This window comes from Paenibacillus sp. A3M_27_13, from assembly GCF_024213315.1.
In the GTDB taxonomy this organism is placed as follows: Bacteria; Bacillota; Bacilli; order Paenibacillales; family Paenibacillaceae; genus Paenibacillus; species Paenibacillus polymyxa_B.
Genome location: NZ_JANAVE010000005.1, coordinates 16,958 through 30,363, shown reverse-complemented (window position 1 = coordinate 30,363; position 13,406 = coordinate 16,958). Strand labels below are relative to the sequence as shown.

Sequence of the window (13,406 nt, the reverse complement as noted above, 5' to 3'; positions counted from 1 at the left end):
CGATCACCTGCCCTGATCTCCCGACTCATTCCATTCCCGATTGGAATGAGTTGGGAATGGGGCATTTTTCAAAAAATATGTATAATCCGTATATTGCTTAGGGGAGGCGAGATTGCTGAGTCTGCGTAAACTTTCCTACGTATTTATTGTGTTAGGCTTACTTTTTATTTTGTTTCCTAAAGCGACAGAATGGAATGAGGATCAGGAACAAAGCAAGCTATTAAAAGCAGCAGAGCTACCATCTGGAAAAAACGACGCGCTATGGCCCCCCAGTCTTACGGACAGCTATGCTCGCTTGTCCACTCGTCTTACAGAAGTTCCGGTTAGTGAAGCACGACAAAATACTTCCCCATCCCCTGCTCCCATGGTAAGCGCTAATGAACAAACTCCCATAGCCACTATTAGTATAAGTCGTATTGCTTTAAAGCTCCCTGTATTGGAAGGCGCAACGAGGATAAATATGAGACACGCGGCTGTACATATGCCGGAAACGGGGACGCTGGGACAAGCGGGGAATGCCGCCATTGCTGCTCATCGAGCCCGTACCTCTGGACGTTTATTTAATCGTCTAAATGAATTGAAGATCGGGGATAAGATTGTTGTTAACGCTCGGGGTAACCAATATGTATATAGCGTTTATAGCCTGAAGGTGGTCGATCCTACGGACGTGTCTGTTCTGAAAAGCTTCAAAAAACAAAAGCTGCTTACACTGATTACATGTGACCCTCTCGTAAACCCCACCCATCGTCTCATTGTTCAGGCGAAACTAAGCACCTAAAGCTATTTTAAAGCCCTATTTCTATGAGTAAACATAAATCAGGCGGGCCATTCCTGTTCATTACAGAAATACACCCGCCAATGCTCACATCATGATTCAGTTGGATTCTTGGCAATCAGCTTGAAATCATCAAAGTGGAATCCTGGTGCAACCACACAGGTTACCAGCACGGGCTCATCCCCAAGCGGACGTGCCGTTTGCCATACTGCTCCTGGAACGAGTGCTTGTGGATGCTGTCCTGCCTCCACATCCGCACCGACGATAATCACAGTTTCTTCACCAGGCTCTTCTCCACTTCCACCCAATTTCAACTCTACAGGGCTTCCGCTATGATATAACCACAGCTCATCAGAATGGACCACATGCCACTCGGAGAACTCACCCGGATGCAGCAAGAAATACGTAGACGAAGCTGCAAAGCGCGGACCGGAATACACATCCGGCAGTACAGGCTTCGGAATTTGGAAATGGGCCTTCCACATCTCTTTGTACCAGCCGCCTTCTGGATGGGGCTCCATGCCCAATGCCGTTACTAGCGGTGAAATAGCTTTCGTCATTGTCTAACCTTCCTTTACCCTAAATTCCTTCTTCCCTACTGTAAAACATAGCGTTGCTTTTGTCACGTTTCTCCCTTGGCATGTCGAGGATCAATAGTTTATGTCAAATTTAATAACATAAAATTACGGATATTTATTCGTTTTCAACATATAAATAACAGTTTACTAGCAAAAAACACACCAAAATACATTACACGTAAAGTTTAGTGACATAAAATCTTGTTTTTTATTGTAAGCTTATAGTATCATGAGAGAAATTTTTAAATTCTAATAGAGCTTGATCATGTCAATCCGTCTACTAAGCTATGTATCCAAGCCTAAAAAGGGGTGAGCTCTCTGATCCAGTTTCGCAACGTCAACAAGCATTACGGTCACTTCCATGTACTCAAAGACATTAATCTTCAGATTAAGGAGGGCGAGGTCGTCGTAATCATCGGTCCCTCCGGCTCGGGTAAAAGCACCCTGCTTCGCTGCATCAATCGTCTGGAAACGATATCGGATGGGGAGCTGATCGTTAACGAGATCCCTGTACATGACAAAAAGATTGATATCAATGCCTTCCGCCGCAATATCGGGATGGTGTTCCAACATTTCAATCTGTATCCCCACAAAAAGGTGATTGAAAACATTGTACTGGCACCTATGAAGGTACTGGGCATCTCGAAAGAAGAAGCTACTCAAACAGCCATCACCTATCTAAAGCGCGTCGGAATCGAAGAAAAGGCACAGAGCTACCCCGCTCAATTGTCCGGTGGACAGCAGCAGCGGGTCGCGATCGCCCGCGGGCTCGCGATGAATCCAAAAATTATGTTGTTTGACGAGCCTACTTCAGCACTTGATCCCGAAACGATCGGAGAGGTACTGGATGTTATGCGCTCGCTCGCCCATCAGGGCATCACAATGGTCATTGTCACTCATGAAATGGGCTTTGCACGTGAAGTGGCGGACCGCGTGATTTTTATGGACAAAGGACAAATTTTGGAAGACAGCCAACCTGTCGAATTTTTTCAGAATCCGGGTGAAGAACGGGCTCGCCTGTTCCTGAGCCGTCTGATTCATCATTAATAGACTACCAATGTAGCGTAAATCGAAAGGGGAATGTTCTGATGAGAAAAAGATTTCAATGGAGTACTTTGGTGCTGGTAGCTTTATCTTGTCTGCTCGTCTTGGCAGGCTGTGGAGGCAAAGAAGGAGCGGCAACGTCGGGGAATCAGCCGGCAGCAGCCAACGGGCTGGAAGCGATCAAACAGCGTGGCAAACTGGTCGTTGGTGTGAAATACGATACCAAGCTGTTCGGACTGAAAGACCCGGCTAGCGGAAAAGTAGAGGGCTTTGATATCGACATCGCTAAGGCTGTAGCCAAACATATTTTTGGCGATGAAACCAAACTTGAACTAAAAGAAGTCACGTCCAAAACACGAATTACCTTATTGCAAAATGGGGACATCGACGCCATTATCGCGACGATGACCATTTCGGACGAACGTAAAAAGCAGGTTGATTTCAGCGACGTCTATTTTAACGCCGGGCAATCTCTGCTTGTGAAAAAAGGGAGCCCCATCACCGGGCTGGAGTCTCTGACCTCGAATACCAAGGTGCTCGCCGTGAAAGGCTCTACCTCCGCCAAAAATATCCGTGAAAAAGCACCTGAAGCAACGATATTGGAATTCGAAAACTATCAGGATGCTTTCAACGCCCTCAAAGCAGGTAAAGGAGAAGCCTTGACTACTGATAACTCTATTCTGCTCGGCATGCAGCAGCAAGACCCGAATTATACTCTTGTAGGCGGGAACTTCACAGAGGAACCTTACGGCATCGCAGTGAAGAAGGGGCAAACCGAACTGCTACAAGCTATTAATGATACGCTCAAGGAACTGAAAAGCAACGGTGAATACGATAAGCTCCACGAGCAATGGCTTGGGGTTAAACCCGAATAATATTCTTGTGAAGGAGCCGCGATTGCGAGCTCCTTCCTTTCTTAAGTCTGGATAAGGAGGTAAATTCGCAGATGCTTACTTTTGATATCAACGTACTTTTCGATCATAGCGACCGTTTCAGAGAAGGCTTGCTTCATACCGTTCAAGCTAGTGTCATTGCCTTGATCGGAAGCTTTATTCTGGGGGCTATTATTGCCATCCTCCGAATTGCGCCTTTTAAATGGCTGAACTGGATTGGTACCGTCTATGTAGAGGTCATCCGCAATATCCCATTGCTGATCGTCGTACTGTTTTTTTATCTCGGGCTTCCTACTTTGGGCATCCCTTTGGACGGATTCGTATCTGGAACGCTCGGATTGACTGTATACACAGCCTCCTTTATTGCTGAAGCCATACGTGCCGGCATTCAATCTGTGCCCAAGGGGCAATTTGAAGCGGCAAGGTCCTCCGGGTTGAGTTACAACCAGACGATGATCAGCATTATTTTACCGCAAGCCATCAAAATTGTACTGCCTGCGATCGGCAACCAATTCATTAATCTGGTCAAAAACTCTTCCGTGCTGGCTATTGTGGCCGGACTGGACCTAATGTATTACTCGGACCTCATTAACTCGGATACCTTCCTGCCCATCACAGTCTACGCCATCACGGCGCTGTTGTATCTTATCTTGACGGTTCCGCTTAGCTTTCTTGTACTTTATATGGAACGGCGTCTGTCCAAAACATCCTAAGGAGGGAAGCCCGTATGGATTTCGGTGGATTGTTTGTGTGGCCTAATGTGCGTTTTATACTGGAGGGCTTCCTGCTCACACTGGAGGTTGCTATTTACTCTATCGTGTTCAGCTTCGTTCTTGGTATCTTATTCGGCATTCTGCGCTATACCCGCTTACCTGTTATTTCACAGGTTGCAGCCTTTATCATTGATCTCATTCGCAATCTTCCATTATTGCTCATTATTTTCTTCATCGGCATGGTTTTACCATCCATCGGAATTTCGATTTCCCTCAAGTGGGCAGCCATTACAGGCCTGTCGATCTTCGAGGGAGCCATGATCGCCGAGATTGTGCGCAGCGGTCTGAATTCGGTCCATAAAGGACAGGTGGAAGCCGCACGTTCCTCCGGTTTAAGCTATTCTCAAACCTTATGGCATATCATTCTGCCCCAAGCGCTTCGTCGCATGGTGCCCCCGATTGTCAGCCAGTTCATTTCCCTATTCAAGGATACCTCACTGGCTGTCATTATCAGTTTGCCGGAGCTGACGCATAACATTCAGATTGTCGGTGGGCAAAATCAATCTTTTGTCATTCCAGCCCTGCTGTTCGCAGCTTTCCTGTACTTTGCTGTCAATTACAGTATGTCACTGATTGCACGCAGGCTGGAAGTTCGTACACATTAAAGCTCCTGATACTCATCAGGGTTGCCACTAGTTGGAACGCACTGTTAGTACAGCTTGTATCTTTTCAATCAATCGCTTCAACGCTTCTCCCTGATAACGGCCAGACTGATAAATCAACTCTAGCTGACCCTGGAGCACGCCGCACAAAATAGGTACAGTGCAAAATTGTGAGCGATCCAATTCTGCCGCAAGGGACTCCGTCTGTAGGGTTACGGCAAGTCCCTCCTGTACCCAGCGCAGGATTGAAGGTATGGAATTTGTCTCCAAGACGGTTGCAAAGGGATACCCGCGATCACGGAAGCACTTCTCAATCAGTTTCCTGCCGGGATGACACTCTGGCTGCATCGCCCAGGGTACATGCCTCAATTCGTCCAGCGTAATGGAAGTACGGTTGGAAAACACATGCTCTACCGGAACAACAAGACAGTATTTCTCCGTACGAAGAGGAAGCTGGACAAGCCTTTCATCCGTACCCGAATGCAGCGTAATGCCAACATCCACTCGGTTATCCAGCAGCTGTTCTGTTACATCAAATGATGGATGGATGTGCAGGCTGACTTTAGGAAATGACTGATGAAAATGGATAAGCATTTCTTGCAATGGTTCCTCCAGCTCCGGTAATGCGATACCAATCCGCAAACTCCCGCGTTGCTCGGTGCGCAACTCCTCAATGGAAGCCTTCGCTTGCTGTAAATCCTTGAGCGCATGTGCACTATGTTGCAGCAACAATTTCCCGGCATCTGTCATTTTTATTTTCTTGCATGCACGGTCAAAAAGCGTCATGCCCAATTCCTCTTCCAACGCCTTAATTTGCAAGCTAAGCGTGGGTTGGGAGATTCCGATCTTTTCCGAAGCTTTCGTAAAATGCAGTTCCTCGCATACGGCAATGAAGTATTGAAGCTGACGTATTTCCGTCTTCCTTCTCTCCCTTCGAGAATCCCCAGAATGATTGCATTAAAAGGTCAAAAGAAGCGCAAAATCGGATCCATCCGGTTCGCGCTTCTTCTTCAGGTTGTTGCGCTTTTTTAGATTATTGGGCTACTTCGGCTTTTTCCGCAGTCAACGTAATATTCGCAAACGTGTCTGCATCATACTCCTTGCCACGGGTAATATCGTAATTGGCTACCCGATTATTCACTGCCTCCAACGAGTAACGGAATAACGTCGGCACGATTGGCGCCTCCTCGCTCATATACGCCTGCCACTGATTGTATATATCTTTACGATAATTGTCGTCAAAGGCTTTCACAGACACCCCTTCCTGCAACAGCTTATCATTCTCTTCACTGGTAAAGCGCGAGTAGTTAAAGCTGGCTCCGCGTCCATACAGCCCACTAGGGTTTACATCTGTACCTGTACTCCATGCGCCGCCAAAAATATCAATGCCGGGGTCATCCTTCTGCACACGATCATAGAAAGAATTGAACTCAAGCAGACGACCGTCCACCAGCTCGACATGAAGTCCGACATCCTTCCAGTTTTGCAAATAAAACTTTGCCAGCGATTCAGCTGTCGCATCTCCGCTCATTGCCGCATAATGGAGAACCAGTTCCTTGCCCTTAGGGTCCTCACGGTATCCATCTCCATTGGTGTCCACATAGCCTGCCTCGTCCAGCAGCTTTTTCGCCTTGTCCGGGTCATACGCGATGCCCTTTGCATTTATATCATGATATCCCTTAAAGGCAGGCGGAATCAGGGATGTTGCTGGAATCCGAAGTCCATGATAGAGCTGCTTGCCGACCTGCTCATTATTCAGCGCATAGCCGAGGGCCTGACGCAATGACTTGTTCGCCAGCTTGGCGTTCGGGTCCATGATATTTAGATTCTTGGCCTGATCGAATTTGCCCATCTTAAAGCCCACATAGCTATAAGATAATTCCTCCTGACCGAGAAACTGTACATTTTTCGGATTGCTGGCCTCATTGTAACGGGTGGTTGGATAGCTGGCCCAATCGACTTCTCCACTTTTCAGCGCCTCGGTAATGACATTCGGGTTCACCACCTTCAGATGAAGACCATCCAACTTGGGCTCACCGTGGAAATAATCTTCATTTTTGACGAATTCCACAGATTCACCTGTGACCATTGATTTAATTTTGAACGGTCCATAGCCAATCGGATTTTTACGGACAGGATCAGATCCGGCCATATCTTTCACGGGGATATTCTGAAATACCTTTTTCTCCAGTGGTGTAGACCAAAGTCCCGATTTCACCGAAGGATTAGGTTCCTTGAAGTGAATGGTAACCTCTTTCTCATTCAGCACCTTGATGCCAGAAATGGTTTTGGCCTTACCCGCGTGATAATCCTCCATGCCCACAATGTTGGTCATAAAGCTATCATAACGCGGACCTTCGTAGTCTTTATGACCGATCACTTCATAGGAAAAAGCATAATCCTCTGCCGTTACGGGATTACCATCCGTCCAGTTCAGTTTGGGATCAATTTTTACAGTCACCGCCTTATTGTCTGGGGAAAAGGAAATCGTCGCCGCTCCTTTATTGTCAATATTTAGATTGGAGTCAATCGAAAACATAGAAGGGTAGAAAAACTGGAAGACTTCAAAATCAGGATTGCCTTCATAAAATACAGGATTCAGAATACCTTCAAAAGGGGTATCAGACACGAGTGCATAATTGATGATGCCACCCTTAATCGGGGCCTTATCGTTCTTGATCGCCTTCTCCAGCGCTGTGGCATTCACCTGCTTGCTGTCGGACCCTGTGCCGCCTGTACCGTCAGACGATTTCCCTCCATTCGAAGCGGAAGGCGAACCGCTGCATGCGGCCAGAGAAAGCACCAAAATTGCAGATAGAACAGGCAGAATTCCTTTTTTCCAGTGTTTAACCATTGTAAATCCCTCCTTGTCATTGTCCTTATCCTTGAACTTCGGTTAACCCAATCGTTGTCTGGCATCCGTGGCGCGTTTGAGCGCCTGGCCAATAAAGTTAATCGCCAGCATTAGCACCAAAATAAGCAGTGAGGCAGGCAACCACATCCACCAGCTATTCTGCAAAACATCCGGGTCATTCGCATAACTCACCAGTGTACCCAAGCTTGGAGTAGATTCCGGTAAGCCAAAACCGAGATAAGAAAGCCCGGTCTCAATCCCGATATTTCCCGCGAGGCTGAGGGTCAGATTGACGATCACGACCGAGCTAAGATTAGGCAGCACGCCAAACCAGATGATTTTCCAATTGGGTGTGCCAAGGGTTTTGGAAGCCTGCACATAATCCAGTTCGCGCTCCGACAACACCTTGGCCCGGATCAGACGTGCTTTTCCAATCCATAAAAAGGCAGTCATAATGAAAATAAAGGACCCTATGCCGCTTTTGGGTACAATGCTGACAAATACGATGACCAACATCAGAAATGGAAGTACCAGAATAAAATCAATGATCCGCATGATGATGTTATCGACCAGCCCCCCATAAAAACCAGCCAGCAAACCTAACGTTAAGCCAATAGCGGCAGATAACAATGTAATCGTAAAGCCGATGGTGAAGGAATTGCGGGCTCCAATGACCAGCTGGCCAAAAATATCCCTGCCCGCTCGATCTGTGCCCAGCCAATGCACTGAGCCGGGAGCTTCACGGATTGCGCCCAAATCCACCGTCGTGACTACATCCTGATTTACAAACAGGACAGAGGCATATATAAAGATCAAAAACAGAATTACAAAGCCAATGGAAACCAAGGCCATTTTGTCACGCACCAGCTCACGACGCAGTACAGACCAACTGGATGGTGATTTACGAATGATTTCCGGCGTGAAGACCTCCTCCACCTGTATAGACACCATAATCCCTCCCTTTCTCTAGACTTGTTCGCTATTCAATTCGAATGCGGGGATCGACTTTGCTCAGGATGACATCAGATAAAAGGGTTCCTAATAGCGCCAAGAAGCCGGAGACCATGACCAGTGCGTTCACGACTGAAAAATCCCGTTGAGTGATGGACTGGAGAAATAGTTGGCCCAACCCCGGGTATCCAAAAATAGATTCAAGGAAAATGTTACCTGCAATTACTCCCGTCAGGTCATAGCCCAAAAAGGCAGCAATCGGCAATAGAGAGTTTTTGAAAATATGGCGGGAATAAATTTTACCTTCGGGCACCCCTTTGGAACGCGCTGTTTTCACAAAATCCTTCAGTCGTGTGTCAATGACCTCATTGCGCAAATACTGAATCGTAGCCGTTGTACTGAGCAATGCGCCTGTAACCGCCGGTAAAATGAGATGATACGACTTGTTCACGTAATATGACCATGTCCCCGGCTCCACGCCTACATCCACACTGCCGCTGGTTGGAAACCAGCCGAGCCTGAATCCGAATACGTACAGCAGCAACAACGCGAGTATAAATAGAGGTGTCGCAAAGCTGAGATAGGTATAGCCCACTACGGTTTTGTCCAGCAGACTATGCTGATAACGACCGCTGAGTACGCCGAGCGGAATGGCGATCAGATACGTCAGAACCAGAATTACTACGCCCAGAAAGAACGTGTTCCCCAGACGGCTGCCAATCAGATCGGTAACGCTAATTTTATGTACATAAGATTTGCCCAGATCCCCGTGAGCAAGCTGGACGAGCCAGTTCCCATACTGCACCCACACCGGATCATTCAGTCCCAGTCTTTGTCGCTGTTCTTCCAGTGCGGCCGGATTCAGATTGGGTGTCGAAGTAATAAGTCCTGTCAGTGCATCCCCCGGCATAGCCTTAGCCAGGAAAAATATAAGCACGCTCAGTGCAAAAAGTTGAGGGATCATAACCAGCAGCCGACGCAGTGTAAATTTCCACATTTCTGTACCCCCCTTATGGTAGCGCGACTTGATGAGATGGACTTACTGATTTTAGTGCAAACGGCTTTCCACTCACGTCTAGATGTTTGGGCAGCTCTGTTTTGTAGGAGGATAAAAGCATTCGCCTTTTTTGGGCATTTTCCAGCCGTTTTGTAGGATCAATATTGGGAATGGTTGCAATGAGGCGCTGGGTATACAGATGCTGTGGACGCTCATAAATGTCTTGCTCGCTCCCCTGCTCCACTAGACGGCCCCGGTACATAATGCCGATTTGGTCGCACATATGGCGGATAATACCCAAGTCATGACTGATGAACAAATACGTCAAATTAAATTCCCGTTGCACATCCTTCATAAAATTAAGCACCTGTGCCTGCACGGAAACGTCCAACGCCGACACCGGCTCATCAGCAATGATCAGCTTGGGGTTTAATGTCAGCGCACGCGCGATCCCGATCCGTTGCCGTTGCCCCCCGGAAAATTCATGCGGATATTTGTAGGCTGCATCGGCGTTCAAGCCGACCTTTTCCAGCAACGTCTGTACTTTCCTCCGTTCCTCCTCACTGCTCAGCCTTTCAAAATTTCGCAGCGGTTCAGCAATGACATCCAATACGCGCTTGCGCGGGTTGAGCGAAGAGTAGGGGTCCTGAAAAATCATCTGAATGTCTCTACGCAGCGGATGACGGTTGTTACGGCTCAGAGCCGCAAGGTCCTTTCCCTTAAAAAGAATCCGTCCGCTCGTCAGCTTATTTAGACCGATGATCGTCCTGCCTGTCGTCGTTTTTCCACAGCCGGATTCTCCCACCAGCCCGTATGTCTGGCCTGCCTCAATGCTGATCGACACGCCATCCACTGCTTTCACCTGATCGATAACACGCTGGAAGAAACCACCGCGCACCGGATAGTGGACCCTCAAATCATTTAACTCCAGTAGTGCCATGAGCAGCTTCCCCCTTTGCCTCGTCTTCAAAATGAAAATGCTGGTAACATGTACAACGGACCCAATGTCCAGGGGAAATTTCATTTAGTTGGGGATGGTCTTCATGCACTCCCTGCTGAATCCAGGGAATACGCGGGGCAAAGCGACAGCTATTGCGGGGGATATCTTGTAATGAGGGAACAATGCCGCCGATGACATGCAGTGATTCCCCCTTGGTATGCGATCCCGGCATGGAAGCAAGCAAAGAACGCGTGTACGGATGCTGTGGATGCCTGAATAATTCAAAAACATCAGCGCTCTCCACGATTTCTCCGGCATACATGACCACCACACGGTCGGCTACTTCTGCCACAACACCAAGATCATGCGTAATCAAGATAATTCCGCTCCCACTCTCCTGTTGAAGCTGTTTGAGCAAGTCGAGAATTTGCGATTGGATCGTTACATCGAGCGCAGTAGTTGGTTCATCTGCGATAATAAGAGAAGGTCGGCAAGCTATGGCAATCGCGATCATCACACGCTGACGCATCCCTCCTGACAGTTCATGCGGATACTGCTCATACACACGCACAGGATTCGGTATATCTACGCTTTCCAGCAGCTCCAGCACACGTTCCCTTTTTTGCTTCGTAGATAGTGACGTATGATAATCAAGATTTTCCTCAATCTGCTTACCAATGCTCATTAACGGGTTGAGTGCTGTCAGCGGGTCCTGAAAGATCATGCCAATGCCCGCTCCGCGGATTTTATTCATTTGCCCTGAAGAAAGACGGTTCAGGTCCGTGCCTTTAAAAAGGACCTCTCCCTCTACACGCGTGCGTTCCATGTCATGCAGTTGTGCGATCGAAAGCGCCAGCGCGCTTTTGCCACAGCCGGATTCTCCGACTACAGCCAGCACTTCATTGGGGTTGACCGTCAGATCCAGATGGTCGACTGCGGGGTGATATTGATCATTGATGCGAAAAGATACGGATAATCCTTTAATTTCCAACACGGGTCCGGTATTCAATGCGCGCTTCCTCCATTCTCCATGGTCTTGTCCCGCTTATTCTCACCATGTTTGATGTTTAAAACCTCTCATGAACATTACATACCGTTTTTGTCGGAATAATTTGAATACATCCTATCACCAGTATATGGATATATCAATTAAGATTATGCTATCAACATCATTTAAAAAATCAATGATCCAGCAGTAGCGCGGTCTTTCTGGCACAAAATGTAATGAAATAACCAACCACAGGTTAATTTTCATCACAAAAAAAGTCGCCTGATCCCTCTGCAGGGATCAAACGACTAACTAATACCAGCTCACATTGAGCTTCTGGCGATAATTACGAAGCCGCTCCATAGGAGCCAGACTTGAACGTTCTAGGATCGTACCATTTGTAGCCTGCTGCTGGAGCAGACCAAGGCTCAGGCTGCGGTTCTGTGGAAGCCGCAGGCTCCTCAAATGGCAGAAGCTTCGTTGGCTGATCCAGAGTCAAACCTGCCACATCAGACAATTTCGTGTAGTCCTGCTTCCATGCAAGCCATTGAACCGTCTGCACCAGGAAGGTGGAATCATCCACTTCTTTAAAACCATCATATGTCTTCTTCGACTGTCCGTTTTCCTCACGCACATATTTCGGTGTAGCATCTTCTACAGGGGAAGAATCACCGATGAACGCTGCCTTGCCTTGACCTACCTTGGAGATAGCGGCATAAGGTCCTTCCGCACGGCCCCCGCCGTTATAAACTCCCTGGTCTACCGCATTACCCCATTTTTTCGTGCCTGAAGGGATATAAGCAATGCCTTTAGCCTTGGTAGGATCAATAATAGCCAGCGTAGATCCTGCATGCATTGCAATCGAGCGCACACCCTTGGTAATGCCGAAAGATTGATCTGCGGCTACAATTTCGGTAGCATTCACATCACCCAGCGCATTGTAACGGAAACGAACGCCAAAGTTGGCCGCCAGCCAATCGGAGCTTGTTAATCCTTGCATCGCCGGTGATGCAGCTTCTTCTGCAGTCATGCCCTTGGCCGGATTAGTATAGGCTCCACGACGGTAACCATTCATAACCTCGGAGGAATCCCAACGGTTTTTGTTACGGTCCGCATTATAATGATCGGAGATGAAGAAGACGCTCCCCCCGCTATTCACGTATTGCAGCAGGGCAGCCTGCTCGGATGCCTTAAAGGCAACATTCGCTTCACCAATAATGAACACATCATATTGGCGCAGCTTGTCATATGTTATGGCCTGCTCTCCATAAGTAAAAGGAATGGGACGATTCAATTGGTCTACCGTAAAGCCTACATTACGCAGTCCATTGGCAAAGTCGGAGAAGGCGCCTTCAATGACCCAATCTGCTGCACCAGCGGTCTGTGCGTGCGTATTATCGAACAGCACCTTTTTGCCTTTTCCATCCGGCAGTGTAGTACCGGGTTGACCCGGGTTGCCAGGTTCGCCTGGTTCCCCCGGCTCGCTTCCGCTCACCAGTTCAACAGCGCTTGGGCTTTTCACTCCACCAAAATTATTGTAGGCGCCGAGTGTACCCGTCACACGAATTTTGCTGCCGATCAGCTCAGGATGGCCTGATAGCCCATATTGCCCTCTGTACGCTGAAGTCAGCTGTACATCCAACAGATTAGACGTATTACGTTCATTAGCCTGGTCAGCAATCAGTACGTTAAAATCATTCGCGAACGGGGAAGAAAAGTTAGCCGTTTTCGATCCGGTAGCATGTCCGACGATGTAACCTTCCACCGTCACCGTACCTCCACTGCTTTGGCGCTGAAGTGCTTCGGCTACTGTCAATGCTCCCTCCGCCTTGACCTGACCGAATGGAACGAAGATCCCAATCAGCAGTGATACGATCGCTGCTAGATGCAACATCCCTTTTAAGCGTGAACCTGTGAATCGCAAGCCTTTTACCATACGTCAATATCCCTCCTATGATTTCCATAAATATACTTGTCCTTTATCAGATTAGCCGCCAATCTTCTAATTCCT

Annotated in this window: 13 protein-coding genes and 1 pseudogene; 5 read left to right on the top strand and 9 right to left on the bottom strand. The window is 47.9% G+C overall.

Features of this window, described 5'->3' with window-relative positions; translation table 11 throughout:
* Nucleotides 1-112: 112 nt before the first annotated feature.
* Nucleotides 113-778, top strand: a complete 666-nt coding sequence (locus NLX82_RS18140; RefSeq protein ID WP_068941028.1) for a class D sortase — start codon at nt 113-115, stop codon at nt 776-778.
* Between the two features lie 89 nt (nt 779-867).
* Here NLX82_RS18140 and NLX82_RS18135 read toward each other — a convergent pair whose 3' ends face one another.
* Entirely contained in the window at nt 868-1,335 is a 468-nt protein-coding gene (locus NLX82_RS18135) for a cupin domain-containing protein (RefSeq protein WP_013308442.1), read from the bottom strand.
* 327 nt (nt 1,336-1,662) lie between these two features.
* Here NLX82_RS18135 and NLX82_RS18130 point away from each other — a divergent pair, with 327 nt between their 5' ends.
* From NLX82_RS18130 to NLX82_RS18115, 4 genes are all read left to right on the top strand, one after another.
* Nucleotides 1,663-2,400 carry an amino acid ABC transporter ATP-binding protein gene (locus tag NLX82_RS18130; RefSeq protein WP_028541228.1) on the top strand — a complete coding sequence of 246 codons (738 nt, stop codon included), beginning with the start codon at nt 1,663-1,665 and terminating at the stop codon, nt 2,398-2,400.
* Nucleotides 2,401-2,441: 41 nt separating this feature from the next.
* A complete protein-coding gene (locus tag NLX82_RS18125) occupies nt 2,442-3,272 on the top strand; it encodes a transporter substrate-binding domain-containing protein (protein ID WP_076159107.1) in 831 nt (276 codons plus the stop codon).
* Nucleotides 3,273-3,343: 71 nt separating this feature from the next.
* Complete coding sequence (locus NLX82_RS18120; protein ID WP_023986681.1) at nt 3,344-4,003, top strand: amino acid ABC transporter permease; 660 nt, start codon at nt 3,344-3,346, stop codon at nt 4,001-4,003.
* 14 nt (nt 4,004-4,017) lie between these two features.
* Nucleotides 4,018-4,668, top strand: a complete 651-nt coding sequence (locus NLX82_RS18115; protein WP_028541230.1) for an amino acid ABC transporter permease — start codon at nt 4,018-4,020, stop codon at nt 4,666-4,668.
* A gap of 27 nt (nt 4,669-4,695) precedes the next feature.
* Here NLX82_RS18115 and NLX82_RS18110 read toward each other — a convergent pair whose 3' ends face one another.
* From NLX82_RS18110 to NLX82_RS18075, 8 genes and pseudogenes are all read right to left on the bottom strand, one after another.
* Complete coding sequence (locus tag NLX82_RS18110) at nt 4,696-5,451, bottom strand: LysR family transcriptional regulator substrate-binding protein (RefSeq protein WP_254348724.1); 756 nt, start codon at nt 5,449-5,451, stop codon at nt 4,696-4,698.
* Between the two features lie 6 nt (nt 5,452-5,457).
* Nucleotides 5,458-5,538, bottom strand: a pseudogene (locus tag NLX82_RS18105) (LysR family transcriptional regulator); the annotation flags it as partial.
* A gap of 160 nt (nt 5,539-5,698) precedes the next feature.
* Complete coding sequence (gene opp4A / locus NLX82_RS18100; RefSeq protein ID WP_028541232.1) at nt 5,699-7,519, bottom strand: oligopeptide ABC transporter substrate-binding protein; 1,821 nt, start codon at nt 7,517-7,519, stop codon at nt 5,699-5,701.
* A 42-nt stretch (nt 7,520-7,561) separates the two neighbouring features.
* Complete coding sequence (locus NLX82_RS18095) at nt 7,562-8,470, bottom strand: ABC transporter permease (RefSeq protein ID WP_023986676.1); 909 nt, start codon at nt 8,468-8,470, stop codon at nt 7,562-7,564.
* A gap of 28 nt (nt 8,471-8,498) precedes the next feature.
* The gene (gene opp4B / locus NLX82_RS18090; protein WP_068941018.1) at nt 8,499-9,467 is read right to left on the bottom strand and encodes an oligopeptide ABC transporter permease; all 969 of its coding nucleotides are present in this window, start codon (nt 9,465-9,467) and stop codon (nt 8,499-8,501) included.
* Nucleotides 9,468-9,480: 13 nt separating this feature from the next.
* On the bottom strand, nt 9,481-10,407 hold the full coding sequence (locus NLX82_RS18085; RefSeq protein ID WP_028541233.1) for an ABC transporter ATP-binding protein: 927 nt from the start codon (nt 10,405-10,407) through the stop codon (nt 9,481-9,483).
* Nucleotides 10,385-11,416 (bottom strand): ABC transporter ATP-binding protein, encoded by a 1,032-nt coding sequence (locus NLX82_RS18080; protein ID WP_028541234.1) that lies wholly within the window; start codon nt 11,414-11,416, stop codon nt 10,385-10,387. Before NLX82_RS18080 ends, NLX82_RS18085 begins: the two co-directional genes overlap by 23 nt.
* A gap of 325 nt (nt 11,417-11,741) precedes the next feature.
* The gene (locus tag NLX82_RS18075; protein WP_028541235.1) at nt 11,742-13,331 is read right to left on the bottom strand and encodes a DUF6359 domain-containing protein; all 1,590 of its coding nucleotides are present in this window, start codon (nt 13,329-13,331) and stop codon (nt 11,742-11,744) included.
* Nucleotides 13,332-13,406 lie beyond the last annotated feature (75 nt).

Excerpts from the sequence above, each read along its gene's own strand:
- NLX82_RS18135 (WP_013308442.1), bottom strand. The coding sequence starts at position 1,335 with ATGACGAAAGCTATTTCACCGCTAGTAACGGCATTGGGCATGGAGCCC.
- NLX82_RS18125 (WP_076159107.1), top strand. The coding sequence starts at position 2,442 with ATGAGAAAAAGATTTCAATGGAGTACTTTGGTGCTGGTAGCTTTATCT.
- NLX82_RS18120 (WP_023986681.1), top strand. The coding sequence starts at position 3,344 with ATGCTTACTTTTGATATCAACGTACTTTTCGATCATAGCGACCGTTTC.
- NLX82_RS18115 (WP_028541230.1), top strand. The coding sequence starts at position 4,018 with ATGGATTTCGGTGGATTGTTTGTGTGGCCTAATGTGCGTTTTATACTG.
- NLX82_RS18110 (WP_254348724.1), bottom strand. The coding sequence starts at position 5,451 with ATGACGCTTTTTGACCGTGCATGCAAGAAAATAAAAATGACAGATGCC.
- opp4A (WP_028541232.1), bottom strand. The coding sequence starts at position 7,519 with ATGGTTAAACACTGGAAAAAAGGAATTCTGCCTGTTCTATCTGCAATT.
- NLX82_RS18095 (WP_023986676.1), bottom strand. The coding sequence starts at position 8,470 with ATGGTGTCTATACAGGTGGAGGAGGTCTTCACGCCGGAAATCATTCGT.
- opp4B (WP_068941018.1), bottom strand. The coding sequence starts at position 9,467 with ATGTGGAAATTTACACTGCGTCGGCTGCTGGTTATGATCCCTCAACTT.
- NLX82_RS18085 (WP_028541233.1), bottom strand. The coding sequence starts at position 10,407 with ATGGCACTACTGGAGTTAAATGATTTGAGGGTCCACTATCCGGTGCGC.
- NLX82_RS18075 (WP_028541235.1), bottom strand. The coding sequence starts at position 13,331 with ATGGTAAAAGGCTTGCGATTCACAGGTTCACGCTTAAAAGGGATGTTG.